This is a genomic window from Sphingobium sp. DEHP117 (assembly GCF_030867385.1).
In the GTDB taxonomy this organism is placed as follows: domain Bacteria; phylum Pseudomonadota; class Alphaproteobacteria; order Sphingomonadales; family Sphingomonadaceae; genus Sphingobium.
The window spans coordinates 213041-235881 of record NZ_JAPFBJ010000003.1 but is presented as its reverse complement, the minus strand read 5'-3'; the positions used below and the strand labels follow the sequence as shown (position 1 = coordinate 235881).

The 22841-nt window shown below is 59.8% G+C and carries 36 protein-coding genes; 4 read left to right on the top strand and 32 right to left on the bottom strand.

Annotated elements, in window-relative coordinates; all coding sequences use genetic code 11:
- Position 1: 1 nt before the first annotated feature.
- The 32 genes from OOT33_RS13670 to OOT33_RS17925 form a co-directional block, all read right to left on the bottom strand.
- Positions 2-706, bottom strand: coding sequence for a hypothetical protein (locus tag OOT33_RS13670; RefSeq protein ID WP_307750574.1), 705 nt, complete (start codon positions 704-706; stop codon positions 2-4).
- Positions 703-852, bottom strand: a complete 150-nt coding sequence (locus tag OOT33_RS13665; protein ID WP_307750573.1) for a hypothetical protein — start codon at positions 850-852, stop codon at positions 703-705. Before OOT33_RS13665 ends, OOT33_RS13670 begins: the two co-directional genes overlap by 4 nt.
- A 14-nt stretch (positions 853-866) precedes the next feature.
- A complete protein-coding gene (locus tag OOT33_RS13660; RefSeq protein WP_307750572.1) occupies positions 867-1613 on the bottom strand; it encodes a hypothetical protein in 747 nt (248 codons plus the stop codon).
- Between the two features lie 56 nt (positions 1614-1669).
- On the bottom strand, positions 1670-2857 hold the full coding sequence (locus OOT33_RS13655) for a hypothetical protein (protein WP_307750571.1): 1188 nt from the start codon (positions 2855-2857) through the stop codon (positions 1670-1672).
- A gap of 12 nt (positions 2858-2869) precedes the next feature.
- Positions 2870-3037 carry a hypothetical protein gene (locus OOT33_RS13650; protein WP_307750570.1) on the bottom strand — a complete coding sequence of 56 codons (168 nt, stop codon included), beginning with the start codon at positions 3035-3037 and terminating at the stop codon, positions 2870-2872.
- 23 nt (positions 3038-3060) lie between these two features.
- Positions 3061-3519 (bottom strand): hypothetical protein, encoded by a 459-nt coding sequence (locus OOT33_RS13645; RefSeq protein ID WP_307750569.1) that lies wholly within the window; start codon positions 3517-3519, stop codon positions 3061-3063.
- Positions 3512-3850, bottom strand: coding sequence for a hypothetical protein (locus OOT33_RS13640; protein WP_307750568.1), 339 nt, complete (start codon positions 3848-3850; stop codon positions 3512-3514). The genes OOT33_RS13645 and OOT33_RS13640 overlap by 8 nt, the downstream gene beginning before the upstream one ends.
- On the bottom strand, positions 3850-4218 hold the full coding sequence (locus tag OOT33_RS13635; protein ID WP_307750567.1) for a hypothetical protein: 369 nt from the start codon (positions 4216-4218) through the stop codon (positions 3850-3852). The genes OOT33_RS13640 and OOT33_RS13635 overlap by 1 nt, the downstream gene beginning before the upstream one ends.
- Before the next feature lie 62 nt (positions 4219-4280).
- Positions 4281-5291, bottom strand: a complete 1011-nt coding sequence (locus OOT33_RS13630) for a major capsid protein (RefSeq protein WP_307750566.1) — start codon at positions 5289-5291, stop codon at positions 4281-4283.
- Between the two features lie 83 nt (positions 5292-5374).
- Positions 5375-6037 carry a head decoration protein gene (locus tag OOT33_RS13625; RefSeq protein ID WP_307750565.1) on the bottom strand — a complete coding sequence of 221 codons (663 nt, stop codon included), beginning with the start codon at positions 6035-6037 and terminating at the stop codon, positions 5375-5377.
- A 35-nt stretch (positions 6038-6072) separates the two neighbouring features.
- On the bottom strand, positions 6073-6603 hold the full coding sequence (locus OOT33_RS13620) for a hypothetical protein (RefSeq protein WP_307750564.1): 531 nt from the start codon (positions 6601-6603) through the stop codon (positions 6073-6075).
- Complete coding sequence (locus OOT33_RS13615) at positions 6600-7556, bottom strand: S49 family peptidase (protein ID WP_307750563.1); 957 nt, start codon at positions 7554-7556, stop codon at positions 6600-6602. Before OOT33_RS13615 ends, OOT33_RS13620 begins: the two co-directional genes overlap by 4 nt.
- Positions 7553-8128 carry an HNH endonuclease gene (locus OOT33_RS13610; RefSeq protein WP_307750562.1) on the bottom strand — a complete coding sequence of 192 codons (576 nt, stop codon included), beginning with the start codon at positions 8126-8128 and terminating at the stop codon, positions 7553-7555. Before OOT33_RS13610 ends, OOT33_RS13615 begins: the two co-directional genes overlap by 4 nt.
- Positions 8128-9726 carry a phage portal protein gene (locus tag OOT33_RS13605; protein ID WP_307750561.1) on the bottom strand — a complete coding sequence of 533 codons (1599 nt, stop codon included), beginning with the start codon at positions 9724-9726 and terminating at the stop codon, positions 8128-8130. Before OOT33_RS13605 ends, OOT33_RS13610 begins: the two co-directional genes overlap by 1 nt.
- Position 9727: 1 nt before the next feature.
- Positions 9728-9970, bottom strand: coding sequence for a hypothetical protein (locus OOT33_RS13600; RefSeq protein ID WP_307750560.1), 243 nt, complete (start codon positions 9968-9970; stop codon positions 9728-9730).
- 7 nt (positions 9971-9977) lie between these two features.
- Positions 9978-12149 carry a terminase gpA endonuclease subunit gene (locus OOT33_RS13595; RefSeq protein ID WP_307750559.1) on the bottom strand — a complete coding sequence of 724 codons (2172 nt, stop codon included), beginning with the start codon at positions 12147-12149 and terminating at the stop codon, positions 9978-9980.
- A complete protein-coding gene (locus OOT33_RS13590; RefSeq protein WP_307750558.1) occupies positions 12133-12789 on the bottom strand; it encodes a hypothetical protein in 657 nt (218 codons plus the stop codon). Before OOT33_RS13590 ends, OOT33_RS13595 begins: the two co-directional genes overlap by 17 nt.
- A 156-nt stretch (positions 12790-12945) precedes the next feature.
- Positions 12946-13386, bottom strand: a complete 441-nt coding sequence (locus OOT33_RS13585; RefSeq protein ID WP_307750557.1) for a hypothetical protein — start codon at positions 13384-13386, stop codon at positions 12946-12948.
- A 12-nt stretch (positions 13387-13398) separates the two neighbouring features.
- Positions 13399-14154 carry a hypothetical protein gene (locus OOT33_RS13580; protein WP_307750556.1) on the bottom strand — a complete coding sequence of 252 codons (756 nt, stop codon included), beginning with the start codon at positions 14152-14154 and terminating at the stop codon, positions 13399-13401.
- 189 nt (positions 14155-14343) lie between these two features.
- Positions 14344-14709 carry a hypothetical protein gene (locus OOT33_RS13575; RefSeq protein WP_307750555.1) on the bottom strand — a complete coding sequence of 122 codons (366 nt, stop codon included), beginning with the start codon at positions 14707-14709 and terminating at the stop codon, positions 14344-14346.
- Between the two features lie 85 nt (positions 14710-14794).
- Positions 14795-15772 (bottom strand): hypothetical protein, encoded by a 978-nt coding sequence (locus OOT33_RS13570; protein WP_307750554.1) that lies wholly within the window; start codon positions 15770-15772, stop codon positions 14795-14797.
- The gene (locus OOT33_RS13565) at positions 15769-16215 is read right to left on the bottom strand and encodes a GIY-YIG nuclease family protein (RefSeq protein WP_307750553.1); all 447 of its coding nucleotides are present in this window, start codon (positions 16213-16215) and stop codon (positions 15769-15771) included. Before OOT33_RS13565 ends, OOT33_RS13570 begins: the two co-directional genes overlap by 4 nt.
- Positions 16212-16385: a hypothetical protein gene (locus tag OOT33_RS13560; protein WP_307750552.1), complete on the bottom strand. Its 174-nt coding sequence runs from the start codon at positions 16383-16385 to the stop codon at positions 16212-16214. Before OOT33_RS13560 ends, OOT33_RS13565 begins: the two co-directional genes overlap by 4 nt.
- Positions 16382-17062, bottom strand: coding sequence for a DNA methyltransferase (locus OOT33_RS13555; RefSeq protein ID WP_307750551.1), 681 nt, complete (start codon positions 17060-17062; stop codon positions 16382-16384). The genes OOT33_RS13560 and OOT33_RS13555 overlap by 4 nt, the downstream gene beginning before the upstream one ends.
- Complete coding sequence (locus tag OOT33_RS13550) at positions 17059-17745, bottom strand: hypothetical protein (protein WP_307750550.1); 687 nt, start codon at positions 17743-17745, stop codon at positions 17059-17061. The genes OOT33_RS13555 and OOT33_RS13550 overlap by 4 nt, the downstream gene beginning before the upstream one ends.
- Positions 17742-18296: a hypothetical protein gene (locus OOT33_RS13545; RefSeq protein ID WP_307750549.1), complete on the bottom strand. Its 555-nt coding sequence runs from the start codon at positions 18294-18296 to the stop codon at positions 17742-17744. The genes OOT33_RS13550 and OOT33_RS13545 overlap by 4 nt, the downstream gene beginning before the upstream one ends.
- A 3-nt stretch (positions 18297-18299) precedes the next feature.
- The gene (locus tag OOT33_RS13540) at positions 18300-18866 is read right to left on the bottom strand and encodes a hypothetical protein (RefSeq protein ID WP_307750548.1); all 567 of its coding nucleotides are present in this window, start codon (positions 18864-18866) and stop codon (positions 18300-18302) included.
- Positions 18863-19273, bottom strand: coding sequence for a LexA family protein (locus OOT33_RS17930; protein WP_373690593.1), 411 nt, complete (start codon positions 19271-19273; stop codon positions 18863-18865). The genes OOT33_RS13540 and OOT33_RS17930 overlap by 4 nt, the downstream gene beginning before the upstream one ends.
- 29 nt (positions 19274-19302) lie before the next feature.
- A complete protein-coding gene (locus tag OOT33_RS13535; protein ID WP_307750547.1) occupies positions 19303-19551 on the bottom strand; it encodes a hypothetical protein in 249 nt (82 codons plus the stop codon).
- Positions 19548-20120, bottom strand: a complete 573-nt coding sequence (locus OOT33_RS13530; RefSeq protein ID WP_307750546.1) for an MT-A70 family methyltransferase — start codon at positions 20118-20120, stop codon at positions 19548-19550. Before OOT33_RS13530 ends, OOT33_RS13535 begins: the two co-directional genes overlap by 4 nt.
- Positions 20121-20123: 3 nt before the next feature.
- Entirely contained in the window at positions 20124-20573 is a 450-nt protein-coding gene (locus OOT33_RS13525; RefSeq protein ID WP_307750545.1) for a hypothetical protein, read from the bottom strand.
- Positions 20574-20780: 207 nt separating this feature from the next.
- Complete coding sequence (locus OOT33_RS17925; RefSeq protein WP_373690580.1) at positions 20781-20972, bottom strand: carph-isopro domain-containing protein; 192 nt, start codon at positions 20970-20972, stop codon at positions 20781-20783.
- On the opposite strand from OOT33_RS17925, the gene OOT33_RS13520 reads away from it, so the two are divergent.
- The 4 genes from OOT33_RS13520 to OOT33_RS13505 all read left to right on the top strand — a co-directional run bounded on the left by OOT33_RS13520 (position 20883) and on the right by OOT33_RS13505 (position 22808).
- Positions 20883-21653 (top strand): LexA family protein, encoded by a 771-nt coding sequence (locus tag OOT33_RS13520; protein WP_373690579.1) that lies wholly within the window; start codon positions 20883-20885, stop codon positions 21651-21653. The two genes, OOT33_RS17925 and OOT33_RS13520, sit on opposite strands and share 90 nt — an antisense overlap.
- Positions 21654-21666: 13 nt before the next feature.
- Positions 21667-22035, top strand: coding sequence for a hypothetical protein (locus tag OOT33_RS13515; RefSeq protein ID WP_307750543.1), 369 nt, complete (start codon positions 21667-21669; stop codon positions 22033-22035).
- A 156-nt stretch (positions 22036-22191) separates the two neighbouring features.
- The gene (locus OOT33_RS13510; protein WP_307750542.1) at positions 22192-22359 is read left to right on the top strand and encodes a hypothetical protein; all 168 of its coding nucleotides are present in this window, start codon (positions 22192-22194) and stop codon (positions 22357-22359) included.
- Positions 22356-22808 (top strand): hypothetical protein, encoded by a 453-nt coding sequence (locus tag OOT33_RS13505; RefSeq protein ID WP_307750541.1) that lies wholly within the window; start codon positions 22356-22358, stop codon positions 22806-22808. Before OOT33_RS13510 ends, OOT33_RS13505 begins: the two co-directional genes overlap by 4 nt.
- Positions 22809-22841: the final 33 nt, after the last annotated feature.

The following is a 22841-nucleotide window of genomic DNA, read 5'->3' as shown; positions in this document are numbered from 1 at the left end:
CTCAGATGGTCCCTATTGCTTCGTGCCAGTAACGGGGCAGCAGCGCCTGCTGTTGACGGTGGCGCGCGGCGGGGTCGACGCGCTGGGTGCGGCTCGTGCGGCGGATGCCGACGAACATGACGATCATGTCCTGCACCTCGCGTCCGGCGCGCGCCCGACCACTGCGCGGCAGGCGGCGCGGATTGGACCGGCCAGACAGTCGCGTGGTGACATTGCGCACCACCAGCAACGCCTCGCCACTGTGCCGCCCCTCAATCTGCACAAGCGGGCCGATCGAGGAGGCGAGTGGAGATGCCATGTAGCGCTTGGGCGTCATCTTGTAGCGGCCGACGCGCTTGGGCACATTGTCGGTCGGCATCCAGAGCCAGCCCTTGCGGGGAAGAATCTCGCCGCCCTCGGTATAAATCTGGATGGTGCCAAGGGTACGCTCGGAACGGGAGCGCACGAAGATCCAGCCTGAAGCCCGGAAGCCGCTTGCGCCGAAGCGATGGACTTGCCCATTCTTCTGGAGGTCGGAGCCGGAGCCGAGCGCGAAGCCGAGACGCCCAAGCCCAGCACCAGCCATATCCTGTCGGTCTCCCACTTTGCCGGCAGATGACGCGCGATCGGTGGCAATAAGCGCCGCGCGCTCCGACCGCTGGATGGCAAAGCGGCGATAGTCCTGAAAGACGCCGGGGCTGGGCCGGCGCAGCGCGGCGCGCATCATGTCTTGCGCACCTTAGCCACGGCGTCAGCAATCACGGAAAACGCGCGCACCAGTTTCACGGGCTGATCAAGCAGCGAGCCGCCATCGGGCCAGATGCGGCCCGCCATCCCCATGTCGCATCGGTGGAACATGTGCACGATATCCATGTCTTCCTCGTCGATCAGTTCGCGAGGGTTTCGCTGGAATTTTTCGCCGCCGATGACCCAGCCTTCTGTTCCTTCCCACTCGCCTTCGAAGTGTTCGGGGTGGTGGAGGACTTCGACGGCGATTCGGAGTTTTTTTCCTCGGCCTTGCTCACGCTGAACAGGCGGATGCAGCGCACGATAAGCTGGCGGAATGCCGTGCCGTGGCCGATAACTCCGTCGACCTGATCGGTCATTGCCTGGGCTTCGACGGCATCCAGCGCCTTTTCCATCTCGTCGAGGCAGTCGAGGCCCACAATGCCCTCGCTGCGCTCATAGCGGGCGTCGAGATCGCGCCAGCCGGCAACGGTGATCGACGCGATGAGCTTGGGCCACGTCTCGTCCCACTCGTTATTGTCGGCCACCATGCGCAACAGCGGCGCCCATGCGCGCGTGATGCGCTCGCTGAGCTCCATCATCGCGGCTTTGTCGGGGTGCTCGAATGGCTCGGGATCCTCCTTGCCCTCCTGCTCCTGCTCGTGCTGGTCATAGGCATCCCAGAAGGCGCGCAGACGGCCCTCCTGCTCAGCAAACACCTGCTCCGACCAAAGCTCGCGAAGACCGTTCAAGGTCTCCTCGCGCAGTTTGGCGACATCGTGGCTGCGCAATCCCTCCTGGATGGCGAGCTTGCGCAGTCGGCGGCGCTCCCGCTCGGTGACGGGACGCAGGAAGAATTTGGGAGGCTCAATCAGGTTGACGAGGGAGTCGGGCGTATATTCGACCAACTCCCCGCCTTCGACCGGGTATTTTGTCACGGGAAATCTCCGGGGTGAGGGAAGGTTCAGTACGGAAAGATGAGATTCAGAGCCTTGTCGGAATCGTCGATCAGCATGTCGATCGTCTGACTGATGAACTCACTGCCATTGTCGACATTGGCGTAGGCGAAGCGACCATTGGGGATGATGAAGCTCACCATGTTGCCAGCGACATAGCCATACTGTGCCCAAAGCGCGTGTTGTGCCTGAGCCAGTGCCAGCGCCTCGAAGTCGATCGTCGCCTTCAGGTTGTGGTTGAGCGTGATCTGCGCGGTGCGCTTGGTCATCGTGATCTGCGCCGCGTCGTTGCCAGACGCCTTGTTGGGGTTGGGCGCATAGCCGACCTGAATGCCCATGTCGGCGGAGAAGCTGCTGCCGCCCAGCGCCTTGCCGGCAATCCAGAAGTCGCCGTCCTTGAACGTCGGAATGCCGCCAAGAGCACCAACCAGGGGTGCTGCCTGATCTGCGAAGGCGTAGAGGTCGCCGTCGAGCGTCAGTTCCATCATCGGATATTCGGTCGAGTTCCGGGTCGAGACCGGGAAGTTGAACTTCAAACCCGATACCGTCATGTTGATGAGGTCGTACCGCACCGCGTCGTACCAGACGCTCAAGGAAAGCACCGGCGGCGTGCCCGATGCGCCACTCTGATAGGCGAGCTGCTTGGGGATCTGGTAGTTCGCCGCAGGAGCGCCACCCAGAGTTTCCGCGATCGTCGCGAGTTTTGCGGCGCTGTAATCGCGGATCGCTGTCATCTGGCGGTTATAGCCAGTGCCGTTGTCGGAGAGGGTGAGCGCCAGCCCCTTGTAGAGGTTGGCCGTGCCTGTGGCCGATGAGCCGAGCTTGGCCGCGGTGGTGGTGGACCCTGAACCGAGCGCTTCCGGCGAGGCCGGTATAGCCGAGGAAATGATGTTCTCAGTCCATCCGGCGGCGCGCAGGAAGCGGCCCGGAATGAACGCGCCGGCAGACGGCGGCGAGGCACCACCCGGAGCGCGCAGCGGGATCGAGAGTGTCAAGCCGACCTTCTGGCCGAGCACGAAGTCGCCGGGCTTGTCGACCGTGCCTAGATATTCCGGGTTCTCGGCAAGGATAGACTCCTTGGACAGCTTGACGTTGGCGCAAGGGAATACGTCGGTCGTGGACGAAGGGGATCCCCATGTGTCGACGGACGACTGAACCGCAACCGCCACAGACGTGAATTGCGAGCGAAATGCCATGATAAAGGCTCCTTATTCGGGCTTGGTGGCCGGGACGGGCTCGTCGACCAGCTTTTCGTTTTCGGGCACGATGACGACGCCCTTGAGCGGGTCGGCCACGCCCTTGGCGCAGTTGTCGTGCAGCTTGTTGAAGTCGACGCAGCCCACGGGCAGCGCCGGAGCAGTCTCCAGAGCAGGCATATGCAGATTCCTTTATGTTGAGGTCAGAAGTGCGCGCCGGTCAGTCCGACGATCACGAACGGATCATCTCGCAGCGTGAAGAATACGATTTCGGTTTCGAGGATCGCGGTGCCGACATCGGCGCCATCCTGTTCCGAGCCGGAAACGGCGGCGGCCTCCCAGCGATGGACCATCCCGCCAAGCGTGCGGTCGCTGGCCATGCGCTTCATCGTGTCCGCCACGTTGCGCTGGTTCTCCTGGTCGATCGTCTCACCGGCCGAACCGGAGCTGCAAAAGTCGAAGTGCAGCGTCGCGCGCACCATGTCGCCGCCTTGCGAGCCGTAATCCTCGAACGCCATGTGCGGCACCCGCACGATGACGCCGGGGAGCTCGCTCTCATCCAGCGGGTTGTCGTCGGTGCGATTGATGTGGAACGTCAGGGACGGCGTCTCGACCAGCGCCTTGATCGCGGCGAGAACTTTGGTGATGGCTGCGTCAGCCACCTTTCAGTTCCTTCAAGCCAAATTCCCAACGCCGCCCGCTCTCGTCGCGCTGGACATCGCGCGGCTCGAATGTCTTGCCGGGGACGAGGGGTAGGGTGACGGTCCAACCAGAGCCGGGTTTGCCGGGCACCTGTGCCATGTCGATGTCAAGCATCGCGTCCTGCACGGTGGCGGCGGACATGCCGAAGTCGGCGCGGCGGTCGCGGTGCGAGGCATGGACCTTGAGGGTGACAGGTGACGCGCTGGGCGGCGTGATAGTGATCGTGTCGCCCAGCATGGCGTCGCAGGTGGAAAAGAGATTGGAGGTCAGCGCCTCCAGATCGACAGGCATCAGATCGGGGCGTCTTCATCGGCGGGCGCTGCGTCCGCGATGCGCTTGCGCAGTTCTTCGGCGCTCCAGCCATTGAACGGGGCTTTGCCGATGGTATCCTTGTAGAGCTTGCGCAGGGTGGCAATATCGTCGCCGGTGGCCGAGATGGAACCCCCAGGATGGCCGTCGCCGTCATGATCGAGCTGGGGAAGACTGTCAGGATCGACTGGCTCGACCTTACCCTCGGCAGCTAGTTTTGCGACCGCTTCCTCTGGGACCATCGGGAACCGAGCTTTTTCGTCGGAGCCTTCGGGGTTGCCGTGCACCATGCCAAAATTCGACACGAATTCGGTGAACACGCGAATGGCTTTGCATTTCACTAGGGGCATCACGGTATCCTTGTGAAAAGAGAAGGCCGCCCGGTGAGGAGCGGCCTTTCAGGTTGGGAGGATTACTTGTTGCCCTGGAGCAGCGCGTCGGGGCGGGTGCAGATCGGGAGACGATGGCTCTCGATCTCGATCTCGGCCCATTCCTCGCGATCCTTGTCGACGATGATGCGGCTATACCATTCCTGGCCCATCGTATTGACGAGCGAGAAGGTCGGGGCCGGGGCGAACGCTTCCTGAAACAGGCCGCGCACGCCGATGGGGAGGAACTTCACCTTGTCGACGCCGATCGCAACCTTGGAGTTGTCATCGGTGCCGCGGTAGTTCAGCCAGGTAACGCCCCATGCGTCGACCGCATCGAACACGCTGTCCTCCAGCAACTTGCTGGCCTTCTCGGTGTTCTTGAAGGTGTCGCGATACTCGCCATTTTCCTGCATTTCGTCGTAGAAGTCGTCGCCGCAGAGGGCGAGGATGCGCATCCCAGGCGCCGCCCGTCCGCCCAGCGCACGAAGAATCGGGCGCTTGACGTTGTTGGCAACGAACTGTTTGCACTTGGTCCGCGCCGCCCAATTGAAATCGATCTCGGCGGGCTGGGAAATGCCGAAGGTCGCGTAATAGTCGTAGATCGTGGTGTCGTCGGCATCGAGAAGAACGCCGTTAATGCAAGACAGGCGCAGGCGTTCGACCGTGGCGGACATGTCGTCAATGCAATCCTGCTGACGCTCGGCAACCTCGGTCTGGAGGGTTTTCAGTTCCGTCTCCGAACCGAAGGCGCGGATGCCCTGCAACTGCTCTGCGGTGATCGTCGAGGACTCCTCGATGCGACGCACGCGCAGATCGCGAATGTCAGCCTTGTTGTTCGCGCGACGGGTGCGAGGCGCTCCCGGCTCGCTGGTCTGGATGATATTGAGCGTGTTGCCCTTCACCTCAACCGCAACCGTGCGGGTCCGCACAGGCTTTGGGGTAAAAATGCCGAGAGAGCCGATGAGACCGGGGATGGTCTGGGATTTGCGGACAGCTTCGGTCAGCGAAATTGCCGAGAAGGCGTCCTGCTTGAATACGTCCATGGTCAACATGGTGGGATTGTCCTTTCAAATGGGCACGAGAAAGGGCGCCGGAGCAGTGCCCCGACGCCCTTGCGTCGTGTCGTGATGGGTTATCAGCGCAGGATGATGCCGCGCCGCTTGAGGTCGGCTGTGCCTTTCGCCTTCTGGGTCGCGGTGATCCCGGACTTCCACACCACGATGTCGGCGTTGTGCTCGCAATCGCGCTTGTAGGCGACGCCGCGCGTGTCGGCGGAGGTGGCGTTGATCGCGCCGTAGAGGATGCCGGTCGCAATCTGCGAGCCATCAGTGCCCGCAGGGTTGTATTCGACCTCCTTTTCGGTCGCGACAGTTACGGTGATGTCGAAGCCGTCTCCCACAACGAAGTCGGAGGAGCCGTCGGCCAGAGCGCCTTTGATCTGCTCGGCAACGGTAGCCGCGCCAGCCGCCATCACGATATCGCCGAGCACGAGGCCATCCGGATCCTCGAGACGGAATGTGCCGTTATTGGCTGCCGCCGCAGTGCAGCGCAGGGTATAAACGCCCAGCTTTGCGCCAAGCAGGAGCGGCGTGGTGCCGTCGAGCGTGAAGGTGCCGTTGCCGGTATTTCCCCCCGATTTGGCTGCCGAAGCGACGGTGCCGGAAACGATGGTAGCGAGAACGGCGCAGGCCTTGAGGTTCTGGCCGGATTTGACAACGATAGCTTCACGCGAGCGATCGCCCGGCGCTTCGCTGATAAAGGACTCAGTGGCGTAAATGCCTTCGGTGAGAGTGGTCATGTGCAGTACCTTTCAAAGGATGAGTGGGCGGCCGATCAGCCGCGACGGGCGCGGATGTCGGCGTGGATCGCGTCCCATCCGTGGTTCGGTTCAGCCGACTTGCCGCCCGCATCGGCATCGACACCGCTGTTGCCCTGCTGGTTGAGCTGCTGGAGCATTTCCTTGCGTCCAGCTTCTTCAGCAGCGGCGCGCTGCTGATCCTCGGTCAGCGCAGCCGGCTCGACCTTTGGCATCTCGGCGAGCACTTCGACAATATCATCTGCCGACATCGCCTCTTTGCCCAACAGCTTCGCCGCCGCGCCTTCGCGCCCGGTGTAGTGCTCGCTGGCGAACACGGCATTCATGCGCTCGTTTGCGGCCTTGAAGCCAAGCGCTTGACCTTCCTTCTTCGCGGCCTCGATAGCCGCGGCATGGTTTTCGGCTTCCGCCATATCTGAGTCCTTTCGTTTCGATTTGGACGGAGCAGGAGCGCCGTCATTCTCAATGGTTTCTTCGTTGTCTTCGTCGTCGTCGACGGGCGCCTTGGCACCCTTCGCTGCCGCACGAATTGCTGCAATCCGGCTCATTGTGGTTTCCTCTTTTCGCGCTTGATGCGATCGACTTCGTCCTCGAGCAGAGCCCAGGCATCGCGTTCGGACACAATGGCATCGACGAGGCCCAAGCTCTCAGCCTCATCTCCTTCGAACCAATCGCCGCCCATCTGATCGATCGCGTCGAGGGTCAGATCGCGGCCAGCTGCAACAATGGCCGCCATGATATCGTCGGCCTCGTCTACGCTGCGCTGGATGCGCGCGCGCGTCTCATCGTCCATTGCCTCGAAGGGGCCGCCGCGCGCCTTGCGGGGACGTGACCGGAATATCTCCACGTCGACGCCGGCTTGATCGAGTGCACGATTGATCGTCCGCAAGGTTGCGACGCATCCAATCGAGCCAACCATCGCTGATGTGGGAGCGTATGCTTTGTCGCAGATACTCAGGATGACATAGGCGGCACTGCAAGCCTGCTCATCGACCCAGGCATAAACCGGCTTGCCGCCAGCTTCCGCCGTCATCTGTGCCATTTCCTCAACGAACTGAAACAGTCCGGCGACGGCGCCCCCCGGCGAGTCGATCACTACCCAAATGCCCAGTACGTCGGGGTCATGCATCGCTGCTTCGAACATGGAGAGCAGATAATTGTAGCCCACGAACCCGCAGGCTGCGTCTATCCAGCCACCTTTGTGAACGAGAACTCCGTCGATCTCTATCACCGCGATATTGCCGGTCATCCGATAGGGCTTGCGGTTTTCCGGGTCGAACGTGGCGTCACGTGCCATGGCGCTGCGCTCGATTTCCGCGACGCGCTGAGCGATAGCGCGGGCTTCTAGCGCAACGCCGTTGACGGCGGTCGAACTGACAATGCCCATTTTTTCATCAAAGACGTGCGCCAGAATCTCCGCGTGATGCTCGGTGATGGCAAGCGGTCGTCCGTAGAGTTGCGCCGCGATACGGGGGAAGCCTTGTGGTCTGGTCGTTCTCATACAGCCAGCTTCCCGTGGTTTGGGTGAAACCCGTACCGCTTTTCGGCGGCTTTTCGTGCACGCGCGGCATCAGCAATATTCGTGAAAAGGCCGAGGTGAATCTTGCGCCTATTGACTTTTATCTGCGCGGACCATTTCCCCCGGTGAGAAGCCCAGCTGACCCCCATTACTCCACTCGTGTTCGCTTTTGAAAATCGCTGGTTTTTCATATTCTCCGCCATCGTAGCCAAGCGGAGATTGAGGATCCGATTGTCAGCCCTGTTACCGTTTATTTGGTCTATTCCTGTCTCGGGCCAAAAGCCGTAGTGGATTGCCCAAGCAACCCGATGAGCCTTGTATCTCTTGGCTAAAATATCCCCGTGGCCGTAACCCTGCCGCTCCCTTGAGGCGAGCGCCGGCTTACCTGCGTAGCGAGCGTTCCAAACGCCTGCGCGATGAGCAGAACTGTGTTTGCCATCGATGAAATATTCAGGCTTGCGCGGAAGCCATGTCAATACACCAGTTTCGGGGTCGTAGGCAATGATCTCCCGCAGGAAGTCGATCGAGACACACTCTTTGCGTATCTGCGCCATCACGCACCTACCTTCTGTTTGCGCGCTTCGTTTGGAGCATTGTCACCAGATGCATCGGGGGCAGTCTTCACATCATAGTTTGGCGTGGGCAGCCCCCGTTTTTTACGCTCCTCCAGCCACCAGGCTTCTTCAGCCATAACGTCAGAGGGATCACGTCCCCGCTCGAGGATGTGCTCAACTGTGGACGCTCGACCAGCCGCCGCGTCAGCATTGTTGGCCGAACTTTCCTTAAGCGGATCCACCGAACCACGCCCGGGACCAATCCATTCAGCCATGCAGATTGCGGTTTTGTTTCGGTAGAAATTCACCGGCCCGCCGGGCACCTTCACCGTGCCCAGCGCAACCTCCATTTCCAGCCACGCTGCGTAGATCGGTGTCAGGAAATGCTGGGTGAAATAATGACGGTCCTCCAGAAATGACCTCCAGATTTCGTTCAGTAGTGCGCGCGCGCTCGAATAGTTGATCGCTGACCAGTCTCCGGACAGCTGCGGCGTAGCGACGCCCAACGAGCCGGCAATCTTGCGCAGGATGAATTGCGCGAATTCCGCATAGTTGGTGTTCGGGCTCGATCGTTCCGGCGTGACGACATCTTCGTCAGGCAGTAGGTGGTTAACCTGCGCGCCTTCGACCCGAACAGGGTTTTGCTTCCGCTGGTCGATGTAAGCCTGAATCCACGGATCCAGCGTGGATCCGCTACCCGATGGAGCAAGGGCTGCTTCGAGATCTTCTGTGGTTCCCGGCGACTTGATGAACAGCGAAAAGATTGCTGATTTCAGCGCCGCGTTGACCTCTGCCCGGTCGACCCGGTCAAGCATCTTGGCCGGCAGCATCACCTCAGCAAGGCGCGAGATGCCGCGGTTCTGTTCAACCCGCCGAGGAGAATAGATGTGTACGAACTTGGCGCGCCCGGTCTTCCCGCGTGCTGGTATGTAGTCCCACCGCAGGATCTGATTATCGGGCACAGGATCGTTCTGGTTGCCGCTGCGGACGTAATACCCGATCGCCGCGCCATTCCGATCGTAGCGTATGCCGCGGCGGAGCGTCGAGCTTTCCGCCTGGTTGTTGGGCTGACAGACTCGCTCGGGCTCGATCAGCAACACGTTGGTGGTGTTCTGGATACCACGCGCGTCATCGCGGATTTCCGCGCAGGCTTCGCCATCCCGCACGTAGGTCAGGTAGGCGAGTTTTGCCTGCGCACCGAAATTGAGACGCTGACGGGCATCATTACGATGCTCAATATCGTTCGCCCACGACTTGAAGCGGGCCTGCACGTCAGCGGTCCAACCCATCCGCCATTCATAGTCGCGGTTGAGCAGTTCATGCTGAGGCTGCGCGCTCAGGCGTATCTGGCCACCGATGACGGATTCGACACGACGGTCGATACCCGCGTTGACCCAGCCATTATTCTGGTCGAGGTCGCGCGCGCGCCCGGTGATGATGTCCCATTCCCCGAACAAGTCGGATCCAGCGAAACCCAGGCTCGGGTTCCAACCGCTGAATTCAGTCAGATCATACCGGGATGCATCACGGCGCGAGCCGGCGTAAGCCTGCTTTGAGGACACGCCGAACATCGAACGAAGCCCGTCCATGATACCCATGTCAGTTCGCCCAATTCAATGGAATGGCCCTGCGGCGCTGCCAACCGGCCTCTGCGGCGGTGGCGGCCTCCAGGTCGCTTTCGTAGATTTTGATCAACTTGTTGATCTCGTCCATACTGATCTCTGAGAAGATCAGCCGACGCCCATCTCGCCACACATCCTTGATGCGTTCACCCTTCGCCAATGACATGCGCGCGGCGCGCAGATCTACAAGATCAGCAGCGATTTCGGCGGCAGTTGCCATAGGTTGACTATCCTTCGTTGCGATTGAGAGCGTCGAACTGCTCAAAGATGTTTTTCCTGGTCGGAGGCGCTTCTACGGGCGCGCCCTCGCGCCCAACCGCAGGATCACCTCCTTCCACGTTGACGGGGATCGGTCGCGCCCAGGGCGGCAAAAGCCCTTCGTGCCAGCGGTGCCCCGTCGGCATGGCTGACTGATCCCATTTGATGTCCTTGCGGTCAGGCGCCAGCATAAGCCGCACCGCTTCCTCATAGCCGAAGAGGTCGAGGGATTCGTTCGGCTTGCCGCCGTCCCATTTCCCGTCGATCAATTTCTCGTTGAAATACTCTTCGAAATAATTGCTGTTGATGCCATCGGCGAACAGACACTGCCCCGGCCCGCCGTCGTTCACCGCAAGCCGCTCGATCGCGAGTTCTTTGAGCTTGTGCACGCCCAGCGTGTATTCCCTAATCTCGGGCAGCAGCGTCTGGCCCTTTTCGTCCCGGCTGATCTTCGTCGGCACAAGAGGCAGTTCCGGCGCCTTCGCGCTCGGGCTGCCCTGTATCGGTCGGACCCGCGCCCACGGATTGGAGGGCGGTCCCCAGTAATGCCCGGCGACGAGGCAGCGGCGCGCAAACTCGCGACCCTTCCATGTCACGTTGCCGTCGCCAACATCGATCGCCACCGCAGCGACCGGCATCTCCCATCCGGGGCGTCCGATCATCGGGAAGGTGCGCAGAATCACATTGTCGATCAGGATGTCCCAATCCTCAATGCGTTCCCGCGTCCTGATGTCGCGCCACTGGCCATCGGGCCATCGCCTTTGCCGCATGGTCAGGCGATCGAGCCACCAAGACCGGGCCTCCAGATCCCACGCCCGAAAGCTGACATCGAACTTGCCCGAACCCACGTCGACCGCAGCGGTAATGAATTTCGCGCCTTCCGGGAACTGGCCGATTTCCAGCACATTCTCTGTTCTGGCGCGCTTGATAAGCGCCGCGCTGTCGAGCATCCCCGAAGCGCCGGCACCCTCGAACACCTGCCCGAAGATCTTGGCCAGCACCTCGCGCAGCTTGTCTGTCTTGCGCGTCCGTTCGTAAACGATGGTGGCCGCTTCAAGGTCGCGCGCCAGTTCGGCGTTCGTCACCATCATACTCATCAGGCCGTGGATCCAGAAACCCATGGAGGGATTGGCATCCGGCAAACCGATGGGCCCGGCCTCGATATCGAGGCTTTGGCCGCGGTGCATCCATTGCCCGATGAGCGACATCGCCTTGCGCTGCTCGTCGCTGAGAAGCGCACCGCAATGCGGGCACTTCATCGCCGCCGTTTCCATCGCCTTTGCGATCCTTTCGTCCCGCCCGGCGTCGACCAGTTTCCGATACCAGAGTTCGGTTCGCGGCACGTCCGGCCAGTGGCTTGTCGGCCAGGGTGACGACCAGGACGAACATTCGGCGCAGGGCCAGACATAGATGCCGCGCGAACTGTCGACCCATGCCGCCGCGATGCCATCGTTCCACCCCGCATCAGGGTGGCTCGTCATTCCGACCTTGCGCTTGTTGCCGAGCGCCCGCCCGCGAACGCGCGACTGCTCCAGAAAGGTCGCCCTGATCCGCTTCGGGAATGTGTCGATCTCGTCGCCGATCATGTAGCCGAACTGGCGGCCCGTGATCGTCTTGTTGCTCGCGGCCAGATATTCGAGGAATCTCCCCGAAACCTTCTTGCGCGCGATCATGTTGTCAGACCGGCCGGAACCCACCTTGGCGGCGATTTCCTTATGATCCTCAAACATGGGTGCGACCTGCTTGTCGCAGTAGGATTTTACTTCGTCGGGGCCGCCCAGATACCAGCCCACATCGGTCATCGGGCCGAACATCATCCGCTTGAACAGATGATTCTCGAACGCCACCGTACCGCCGGTACGTCCCGGCTTGGGGACGATGACCTCCTGCACGTTGGGATCATCGAGCGCGTCCTGCGGCCCCTTGAGATAGGGCGTGAGCGCCAGCGACCAGTATATGTGCCCGGACCCTTCAACGGTCCTGATCTTGCGGAACCGCTGCGCGCAGTCCGTGGTGGAAATATCCTCCGGCGGCGTCAGCAGGTCCAGCGCGTCGAGCGCGATTTGCGCGGCGTCGGCGCAGAAGGCGTTGCTCGCTATGGCATCCAGATCCTTGCGGACCTCGTTAATTCTTTCGCGCAACCAACGGTCTCAGCGCGCGGTCAAGTGCATCTTGCACCGACAGCAGGACGTTCTTCAGTTCCGTCTCGATCTGGCTGCGAATGTCCGGGGGCAGGGCGCCGGTCGGGTCGATGCGCGCCGCCGCTGCCAGCGTTTCGGTCTGCATTGTCGACATGACGGTCGCCAGCACTTTCACATGGGCTTCGGTCCCGACGAACTCCCCCTGCATCTGCTTCAGCTTGTGCGTCGCCATCTGGGCCTGCGCGAGCAGGGAGACGCTGCGGGCCGATGCGGCAAGGTCTAGCGGGTCGTCGACTCCACCATCCTCAGTATCAACAGAGGTCTGGTCGGCAGCATCAAGCCCGCTCTGGAGCCTGACCCGTCGCGCTCTACCAGCGCGCTTCGTCATCTGCTTTTCCAGATCAGCGATCAGATGATTGATCGCCTTGGCGGCATCGAACGTCCACGGCTTGCCATTTGCGCCGCGTTCAATGACCGGGAACGCCTTATCCCGCAGGATACGCTGCTTGAGGATGCGCCAGGTTGTCCCGATTAACCGCGCCAGCTCGGTGCCGCGTATCTGGCTACCATCCGCTATATTCGCCCGCGCTTCGTACATGACGGGCAGATACTGCGTCAGGTCGGTTGTGATGCGGGGCATGGGGATACTCTCAGCGCGCGACGACGCATAAGCGGGCGCACAAAAAAGCGGTCCGGACCTATTTCCGAGTCGCTAGTGGAACAATCGCAGATTTCGGGGGTTTTGCCGCAGAGGCAATTCTTATCAATTGCATGTCCGTATGAGTCGACTTTCATTTTATGTCAATAGCGTTCTGGCAACATTGACTTCACCGGCGACACCTTCAACGAGATCAGCTAGCAGTTTCGCTGTTTCTACGATCGTTTTACGTATTTCGATGTACCGGATTTTATAGATGGCTCTCACCTGTTTGATCGTAAGATCGTGCAATGCGACAAGTTCGAAAGCGGTTGCATCACATATTGAATACAGCTGACTTCTAACCCTTAGAAATTCAGAACGAGCAAGCAATGCAGGATCAGCATTTTTTCGAACAAATAAAATCTCAGGAACACCCAAATCACAATCTGTAATTGTGCGCCTGTCAAATAATTCTGAGCTTGAGTTGTATTTGCTCCGATACCACATGCAAGCCACGAAGGTCTGCTCATCAATTGTATTTCTGATCCGCATCAGGGCAAGCGGCATAATGCTTTTGCGAATTTTCGGATAAACCATTGAAATCTCCGTCTAGACCTTCAAACGGTGCGATACGCCCTCAAAGAGCATGTGACAGGCATGAATGAAGGCGGCACGCACGTTGGCATATGGACCACGATAGCGCTTTGCCACTTCGGTTATGCCGACATCATGGAGCACCACTTGCTCGAACAGGCTGACGATGTCCTCGGGAATAAAGCCCCGAGCCCATCGAATATCGGTGCGCGCTTCGGCGGCCCATTCAGTTCGCGGCAGGTGGCCATAGACCGCATCCCCGCGCACGGTCTCACCATATTGGGCGACGGGAGCGGTCGGTTCCATCTCGGCCGCCTCATACCGATCGCGATACCATTTGCAGGCAGCGAACGTCTGATCGTCCAACACCCCCCGGCTGAGCAGGTAGGTGATCTGGTCGATGTGAAGGCGCCGATACCCGGTCAGCCCGCCATCGGCCCAATGCTTAGCCGCCACCTTGCGGGTGATGAACGCCGGGTCGCGCAGTTGCTCCGGCGTTGGCTTTACCAGCACATCGGCCATGTTTGTTTCGATACCGGCTTCGAAATCGGCAAGGGCGATGCGCCGGCGCTGCTCCTCCTCACGGTCCTTCGCGTCGCGCTCCAGCAGGGCGAGCAGGCGCTGCTCACTCACCGACTTCGCGACCCGCGCTTGCACCATTCGCGCCAAGAGGGAATTATAATCTTCGACATGGCCCAAATAGTCCAATAACCCCTCGGATATCGCACTCGCCACCACACGATCCGCTCCCCGCAACCCCTCGATCGGCATTCTAAGTCCTCCTTTTCCCATGCACCTTGTCGGCTACCATTTGGACGAATGCCCGATCGTCCCATGAAGTGATCCAGGCTGGATCAAGCGCTATAAATCCTGTTTCATGATATGCCTTGGCAGCGCGCTTGCGGGCGCCGTCAGGGTCCGGCTCATGGTTGAGGTGGGCGTATCGGGCGAGCGGGCTGTTCATGCGGCCTCGGACGATTTGTCAGGCTCGGCCGACGGATAGTTCTGAGCCTTGAACTCGGCGGCCAACGCCTCCAGTTCCTCTTTCGTGGGCTGCCGCAGATTCGAGCAGTCACGGCCAAGCTCAAGGTCGCGGCCTACGGGCTCGTCAAAGCCGTATTCCTTCACAATGGCGGAAGCTTCCTCAGGCTTGCAGCGGTTGGCGGGGTCGAAGTTGTCTTCGCGGGCTAGTTCCCATGGATACTTCTCGCGCTCGGGCTGCATTCTCGCCGCCAACTTGGCTCGCTCGACCTTCCGATAATTCCAAGCCTCGTCGATCTCCTTGATGATTGCCGGAACGATCTTGGCGGGATGGTCGGCCTTCATGCGAGCCGCTGCACAACCTCGCTCCAGTAGGTCGTAGGGGATACCCCTCAAGGTTGCCGCCGCGGCTGTAAACCACGCTTCCCGCTCATCGGGCCCCATCCCCGACCCGGCGCAGAGGTCCAGGCACGGGGTCATCTGGGCGTAGAACTGTTTGCGACTGGCGGAGGTCAGCTTCGTTTCCATATCCGCCAGAACCGCCTTCGCGTCCTCCATCAGCGTCGGAGGGATCCGGCCAGAATCGTGCAACGCGATCCATCGACCGACGCGCCGCGACTGCTGTTCGAGACTGTCCGGCAGAGCCAATGGGGCTTGGTTGGTTTCGGTTAAATTGCTCATCGTACTTGCCTTCCAGAACCTTGATGATTTGGTCGTGCGACCGGATCAGGAAATCGAAATCCCACCATCGCGGTGGATCGCGGCCGAGCATTGCGGAACGAGACGCGCGCTTGACCGCCGCCCGCCAACCATCAATTCCGTGCTCTTTCAGGCGAGCAGACAGCTTCTTGCGCCGATCTGGCGTCAGCTTTTGCGGAATGGACCAACCGCATTGCTTGGCGGCTGACTTCCACACTTCGATCGCTTCACCGATGAGGCTGGCGGAATCACGATCAACAATCTCTGATGACCGTCCTGACTCGCCGCCTTCGCGGGCGCTATCCGAAGAAGCTTTAGCTTCTGAGGATATATCTGCTTCTGTCTCTGCTTCTGGGGCCGTTTCGTCGGAACGTTTCAATCGTTCCCTGTAACGTTTCACCCTGTCGGTTGAACTGTCTGATTTATATTGCCTTTTTGCCCATGAGTGTGGAGCGTAATGATAACCGTTAGGGCCACCGTTGCGCTTATCGATAAGCCCAACGTTAAGCAGGCGTTCGATCAGCGTTAGCACCCCCGTTTCTTCAATCCGTAGCGCGAATGAAATGGCTGAAACGTCAGGTAGGACACCATCATATTTGGACGCCAGACACAGGATATTGACCCACGCCTTGAACTCGACAGCTGGAAGCATCTGAACTTTGGGATCATCCAGAACTTCGGCATAGAAGCGGAACCATTGGGCGCTCATAGTGAAAGCGCCTCCGGGAAGAACGGCTTCAGGAAGGCTGGGTCGGCAGTGGCGAGATAATCTTCATCGGTTACTTCTGGGTTTGGCGAGCGCCCAGCGAGGATGACATCATGAACCGCGGCTATAATATCTTCGCGCGATATAAACTTTTGTGTTCCCTCGCTCTCCAAATAGCCGAGAAAGTGCCGTAATTTTCCCTCAGCTAAGAACCATTCTCTGTGGGACCTAAGTTCAGCAAAGGCATTATGAAATGCATTCTCTAAGTCGGGTCCACCCTCGATATATGCGTGTACCTCCAGAAGGACTGGCGACCCAGCTTGGAGCGCAGTTAATCGTTTCTGCGGATTGGATTTGGTGTACCCAATTTTGACCATGGGCGCTTCCAGATCGCGGCGGTAAAGCACGGCCTCTGGCGTAATAAAATAAACGTAACCTTTACTCACCGCCCACTCCTCCAAGCCTTAACCTGATCAGCCGTGGCCCCGACATAAGCCGCTGCCAGCACGTCCAGCGCATGGTCGGACATGGCCACACCATCGGCCTTGGCGGCTTCCTCCTTGCGCGCGCGGTGGGCGAGGGCGGTTTGCTTCTGCCAGGCGAGGCGGTCGGTCATGCTGCCTCTCCTGCGAACATGTCGCTCTGACGTTGAGCTTGTTCAATTCGCTTGCAGGCACGCTCAAAGTAGACAGGATCGCTCTCGATTCCGATAGAAGGGCGGCCGAGACGGGATGCAGCGACTAGGGTAGAGCCAGATCCCATAAAGGGGTCTATCACGGTTCCTGCAGGCAGCTTCTCGAGCAGCCTGCACAAGAGCGCAACAGGCTTCTCATTTGGGTGCTGCCGGCCATTCTTTGCCATGCTCTGCACGGGCGGGCAGTAGATTACGGAACCACAGTCACGCCTCCCCACGAAGAGTGCGGGATCACCAAGGACATAAACCTCCTCGTGATCAGGCTTCCATGGCAGCCGCAAATCGCCCATTCCAAGAGCGCCGCCCTTGTCCCATATCAGAACCATGCGGGTCCCAACTGGTGCCTCCTTCGACCACTTTCCGAAGCAGAGCGTGGGCACGTCACCGAGCAGGCGCAGGCAGGCATCGCGGACGCTGTTATCCTTGTCGCCACGAATATTGCCCTCAGACCAAAGGGCATCTGTGGCGTGGCCACTGCGATAATCATCGCCATATGGGCTATCTGTCAGGCAGCACGAATATCCGTCGACCATAGGCAGGATATCTCGGCAATCGCCCAGATAGAGCGTGGCATTTCCAATGACGACAGGATCGCTCATACCGCCTCCCGGTTCATCTGATACGCCGTCAGCCCAATCTCGATCAGCGCGGTCACAAAGTCGGGCAGCGGGCGGCCATCGTCTTTCGCGGCCTTCAGAACGGCGGCGGAGAGGCGGTGCTTCGGCCCATCCTCGGCGCGCAGGAGGCGGATGTATTCCTCCAGCAGCTCCTTCGCGTAAAGGTCGAGCGACAGAGGATCGCGGTGGCCGTCCAGCCGTTCGCACAGATATTCCATGTCGTCGGCGTCGAGCACGAACGTCACCGCGACCGGCATCGTTGGAGCGGGAGGCATAACCTCGGCGGCTATCGCCTGCACCACGTCCACATAGTCGGGCTTCACGGGAATGAGATCGGTGATGGCGGGCGGCAACTCCTTGCCCGGAGTGCTTTCCACCTTGAACACAGGCACCGGCGCCATGCCCAGCACCAGCGGCTTCTCAAGCGGGAAGCTGTGCTTATAATTGCCCTTAAGGATGACGATCGCGGGCCGCTCGCCGCCGATGTCGATGCGGATGTGCTCGCTGTGCTGGAGCCGGTTGAGCGCGTCCACCACTTGCTCGCGATCGGCGAAGTCGAGAGTGTTCTGCCATGTGGTGAGAGTCAGGCCGGAACGGCCGTCTTGCGCGCGCTTGAGCATGGCATTGAACAGGCGGATTGCCTGCACGGATGTGGATTTTGTCATGCGACGCTCCCAAGGGGCTGGTGCAGGATCTCATGGGCTTCCCATGAGGGGATGATATTCTCCATTGCGCACATGTATGAAAGGATGCCAATCGCCTCTGCCTCGTCGTGCTTCTGAGGTCGGAAACCAAGCTGCGCGCACCGTTCCATTGCGTATTCCTTGAGCTGCTTGGTTTTGGTCCCGCGCTTCATCGAACCGATGAAATGGCGCCGCCATGATGACTGATTGACTGAGCGCACCTTGCGGACTCCCTTCGCCTCGCAATAGCTGTCGACGTGCGCAGCGAGGCCCATCAGGGCGAAGATTGTGTCCTTGTTCGTGACACCGGCACCTGGGCCTAAGTTGAGTGGCTCCTCGTATATGACGATCTCGAACGGGTGGATCTGGTACAGGTCGTTCATGCACTGGTGCAGGCGCAGGAACGACCGCCCGGCCGACGTGAGTTCACTGCCGAGCGACCATGTGCCGGACACCGGCTTGGACATCTCCGGACTCCAGAGTGCCCAGCCGGTGGACCGTTTGCTGAGATCCATCGCGAGGATCGTCGACATGGATCAGTTGACCGTGTGCAGTTCGACGGGTGCCTTTTTCCGGGTCGGCATGGATGGCGCGTCGTCACCTTCCATCTGGTCGACCAGATCCTCGCTGATGCCGATGCCGGCTGCTTGCATACCGCCGTAGAGCGTGCGCAGGTAATCATCGCGCAGCTCGGGATCCATGCGCATTAAGGCGTGAACCGCCTTCATCGCCTTTTTATTGCAATTACAGTCCTTTTCTATGGTCTTCCACGCCGCAGCCTGGTCGCCACGGATCTTCGCGCCTTCTTCCGTGAGGGGGTTGAGATCACCCTTCAGAATTTTGATGGCGCGATCGAAATCGGGCTTTTTGACGATCTCCACCTCATCGTCCTTCTTTTTGGCATTTCGTGCCATTTCACAGTCCTTTCGTGCTGAGCCAATCAGTTCGTATGCGTCGTCCTGCGGTGGATTGGCGGCATCCGCGGCGATGGTGAGCCTGGCTTCGGTGAGCGACAGCCCGGACTCGGCGCAGGCTGTCATCAAAGTTTTCCCTTCACGGATCGCGCGCCGAAACAGGCGCAATTGCATCGACCCGCCGCTCATGAGTGATGTCCGGTGGAGGGGGATTGAACCGGCGCGGTTGCTGTCATGCAGAACAGCAGGGCGGGAGTTGCCCCCCGCGTTCCCTCCGGCGAATCGGTGTTCATCGTGTGACCGATCCCCCCTGTTTCGGCGCCACCGGACGCCGGGGTTTTAACTGTCCGTGTCAAATCATCGACCGGAACGAAATAAAGCGGTGCACCTTCTGGGCTCCGTGGGATGGCCAAAGGCTGCACGACCCTGATGGCTCTGGCTTTGCCGACTGTCCTCTTAATCGCGCCACGTTCAACAAGAGCTTCGATACGGGCGTGGAGCAAGCGTCGGCCAGACATCCCGCATCCTTTTCTCATTTCTTCGAATGTTGGCGATGCGCCGTCGTGAGCTTCAATGTAGCCAGTTATGAAACGCATAATTTGGGACTGGCGCTTGGTGAGGCTTATCATGCTGTCACCTCGGGGTTTCTTCTGTCTTTCCGCTTAAATTGGACGCTTGCCACCACCTCGTCGCGCGGCGCGATCGGCGCGCTGCCGGGCATGAGCTGGGCGGCCTTGATCTGGGCTAGGCGAAGTTCGTTGCGGCGCTTCACCACAGCAGCCTCATGCGCGCGCTTGGCTTCCTCGCGGCGGGTGATGGCGGCGGGGTGGCGCGAATGGCGCTGACGGGCAAAGAGGGAGCGGAGGAGGGTCATGCTGCTTCTCCGAACTTGTCGATTTCATTGCCGAAGACATCCCAGCCAGTGCGTTGCTGGCGGCCGAACACATCGATGTAGGGGCCATCCCAAAGCGCCTCGATGTCGCGGTAGATTTGATCAGGCTTTCGGCTATGTTCGCGGCGAGGCTCGACAATAAGATTGCGCACCGACTTCGATTTCTGCCGGGGCTGTCCGATGGTGCCGACGATGTAGAACTCGGCGGCGCCACGGAAGATATACCCCGTGCCGAATGACCACGCCTTTCCGGTTGGCGATTGCTTGGCCCATGCGCCTCCAGTCTTATACTGGAAGCCGTAATGCGCCATGAGTTCAAGCGCTTCGGGCATCATGGGGAAAACACCCCACATCACCATGACCGCATCCGGCGCGGCAAGATCACCGACCGGGTAAGATTTCAGTTCATCGATCGACATGCAGTCGTAGTGCGCGTGGGGACTCTTGGCGTGGCCCTTCTCGGAATACATCTGATACGACCAAGCCGGGTCGATATGGAGTACCCCATATCCGAACATCCGGAGATCCCCGAAAGGCCAGCCCCCGCCCATGCCTCACTCCGCCGTTTTGCGGGACGCGAAGGGCTGCAGCGTCGCGATGACGTTGGACGCGATCGGCTCGAGCTGCGCCCGCTCGCGATGGTCCAGAACGCCATCGGCGGCCATCTCGGCGATTATGGCCGAGGCGCCGCACAGCGTCGCGATCACCGCGCCGGGCCGCTCGTGCTTCACCACGAGGTCATGCGCGCCCATGCCGACCGCGCCCAAAACCTTTGAGGCGAACTCGGTGCCGAAGAAATGGATCAGCACCAGCAGCTTGTCGGCCGCCGGGGTGCGCCGCTCCTCGCCCGAAGCGATGTAGCTGGAGAGCGTGCGGGAGGGTATGCCGGTGCCCAGCGACACGTCGGCCACCGAGTATTTCCGGCCCGCACCCATGAACAGGCCAATGGCCCGCGCAATTTGTTGCGATGCACAATCCTGCTCAATCAGTGAGTTATCCGACACAGACAGTTGCCTCGTGATGGTGGATGGTGGCGCCATGAAAGAAGGTTTCCACAGCATGATGATTGGGGCTGGCATCGACCGGGTGGGCAATGGAGGAGCCAGCCCCGCAGGCGCGACACGTTGGGGCTCCTGCATGGCGTGCGGGCGCGAGGCCCGAATAGTAAAGGTCCGCGTGGGGGCAGACAGGGTTGCCACAGAGCGCGCAAGTCATGCGGCGGCTTCCGAAGAAGGCAGGGTGATCCCTTTAACTTCGGCGAGCAGCTTCAAATGAGCCATCCGCGATTTGGGAATGCCGATCGTCCGCCAGCTATGGACGGTGGATACCGGGGCTTCTATCTGCTTCGCGACGGCACTGGTTCCACCGAGGGCGTCGAGAATAAGTCCTGCTTCTGTCTGCATACCGACAATAATGCGATATTCGCAACATCATTTCAAGGGGAAAATTGCGATAATGGCAATGGTATATTTCGCCGACGCTGTTTTGATGGCGGCATGACGCAGGATGAGATTCGTGCATTGATTAGGGCGCAGAAGGCGGCTGGAAAAATTAAGTTCAATGCCATGGCCAAACTGTGCGGTATGCCTGATCCGACCTATTTCTCGAAGTCCATGAGCGGCAAGCGAGACTTTACACTAGAAGAAATGGATATTTTGCTCCGGTTCTTCGGATACGATGTCGTGAAGCGTGACGACCGTCTCCGACTTTTGCCCGTGGTAGGCCTTGTCTCTGCTGGCCAGTGGCGAGACGGTTTTGAGCATGTGAGAGAACACGTGGTTTCGCCAGATCAAACTGTCGGCAAAAATGCCTTCATCGTTATCGTGGACGGCGACTCAATGGATAAAGTTGCGCCCGATGGAAGCTACGCCATTGTAGATCCCGACGATAAGCGGTTGTCGACAAAGCGGATGTACGTAGTTCGGAACGGTGGTGGTGAGACCACATTCAAATGTTACAAGGATGATCCGGCTCGACTGGAACCCCTATCGTCAAATCTCGAGCACAAGACTATTTATCCTGGAGAAGAGGGCTTTGAAGTGGTGGGGCGTGTTGTTATGACCATGCAGGTGAATAAGCACTAGCCAGGACGGGTGAATGGATTCGCAGGATTACGCGGGGCTCTCCCGCACAGGCGAGCAAGAGTGGAAGGACGAACGGGGAGGTAGCCCCGTGATCCGCTCAGATGGGGGAATGCTTATCATCAGCGCTTGGATTTGTGCCGCTGCTGCTGTTTCAGGCTTTTTCGTTGCCTTCGTCTTGCCGGCAGGAAATGCTGTGGGAGAGATGGATCCCTTCGCTGCGCAATTTAAGCTTTTACTGGCACTGCTATCAGGCTTCCTCGTGACGCTGTCTGCAATTTTGTACGGGGTTGGTAAGATCGTGAGAGCCATCTACTTTATTCCCGGCCCGTCGATCAAAGTCTGTGGCGACACGGCGGAAGTCAGGGCAAAAAGCAAACTGTAATGCTATCTAAAAGCCTTTGATCTGACGCAAACGTCAAACAGCGGCCGTCCTCGGCGGTCGCCAAAAAGAGCATAAAATGCTATAATCGCAAATTCTGCCTTGACGCGGAAATGCGAATATCGCAATATACCTCTATCACCCCAGATGGAGGTTCCCGTGTCGAAACCCGAAAACCAAGAGCAGTTCCAGGTCGATCATCACGTTGATGACGGCGGATGGAAAGCGACCGTCGCGATCATCGCCGCACTGCTGGTCTACCTCTGGATTGGGTCGGCCATCATCGAAAAGCTGCTTCCCATCGCTCCCGTGGCAGGTGGCCAATGACCGCGCCCGCGATCCGTGCATGGAATGACTGCCTGCTCGTGGCGCGCATCTGCGCTGCGATGATCCAAGCCGAGAAGCTGGGCATGACCATCTCCGCCACCGCGCCGTTCGAGCGTGGCGTGGCGGAGGAATGCCGGAACGCTTTCGGCAGCTTCAAGCGCGAAGATGTCAAGTCGGTGTTCGACGCCGCGCAGGACACAACCGCCCTGCGCCCATCGGGAGGGTTGCTGACCAGCTTGTGGGACAACCTTGCGAACGTGCGCGCCGAGTGGATCACTCTGCGCATGATCGAAGCGGGCTTCAAGAGGAATTGGGCCGACTTCGGCGGCGACGTTGGGCGGCGCGCGTTCGAGGAATATGCGCGGCTTGATGCCGCCGCCCCGACGATTGAGCAGGCAATCGCGCATCACCGTGAAATGGTGCGGCAGGTGGGGAGTCTGGCGGCATGAAAAAGCTGCGCAGAGCCATCTCCGTCCCCTTCA